This window comes from Pedobacter cryophilus (assembly GCF_005116455.1).
Taxonomy (GTDB): domain Bacteria; phylum Bacteroidota; class Bacteroidia; order Sphingobacteriales; family Sphingobacteriaceae; genus Pseudopedobacter; species Pseudopedobacter cryophilum.
The window spans coordinates 1-829 of record NZ_SWBP01000015.1; the positions used below are offsets into that span (position 1 = coordinate 1).

The 829-nt window shown below is 32.8% G+C and carries 1 protein-coding gene and 1 tRNA gene; both read right to left on the reverse strand.

Annotated elements, in window-relative coordinates; genetic code table 11:
- Positions 1–287: 287 nt before the first annotated feature.
- Positions 288–367 (reverse strand) — tRNA-Leu (locus FA046_RS17160).
- 161 nt (positions 368–528) lie between these two features.
- Positions 529–829 (reverse strand): iron-sulfur cluster co-chaperone HscB C-terminal domain-containing protein (locus tag FA046_RS17165; protein ID WP_317130556.1); only part of this gene is annotated, 301 nt, incomplete at its 5' end.

Here is an 829-nt window from a genome sequence, read left to right on the forward strand (position 1 = left end):
AAAATTGTAGTTTAAATTTTAATTGTAGAGCAAAATAAGACCCTTATTGGGGTAAAAACATGTCATTATAGAGGTTATTAACAACGTTGTCTGATTAAACACCCTTTATATTATTTATATGTTAGTTGAACCAGTTTGGTAGTATTGATAGCGTCTTAACTTAAAAGCTCTATTTAAAAAAAATTAAGAAACATTTTAGCCAAAAGTTCCATTCAACAAAATCTTGAAACATTTAAAAAACAAAAAACCGCTTCCATATTTAATGAAAGCGGTTTTTAATTTATTAGTACCCAGCGCCGGAATCGAACCGGCACAGTTTCCTATCGGTGTTTGAGACCGACGCGTCTACCAGTTCCGCCAGCTGGGCATTTTTTTAAAGAACATTAGCTCTTTAACGGGTTGCAAACTTATTAATAGATTCTCGTATTCGCAACATATATTTTTTCCTATACCAAATATCTTTTATCTGACTTAAAATAAGCGATTGCTGAGCTGGTTTAGCTTGTTCAAATTCTTTAGTAAACGATTCTATTCAGCATTTAAACTATCTTCTAACTCTTCTACAGTTTGTTTTACTTGTGCTAGTTGTTGCTCATCGGCATCAAACTCTAATTCCATAAAAGCTTCATTTACTTCCATCATTTCCATCAAAAAATCTTGAGGAAGTTCGTATTTCTCTCCTTCTTCTAACTCCCCTTTAGCTGCTAAAACATAAGCCAAAAGCTGATCTGGATTGGATAAGGTTTGGAAAGCTTTATTGTTAAGTGTAGAAAGTTGAAGAATTTCTTGCTGCTTTTCTTCAGATTCATTCACAAAAAAATCTGGATGA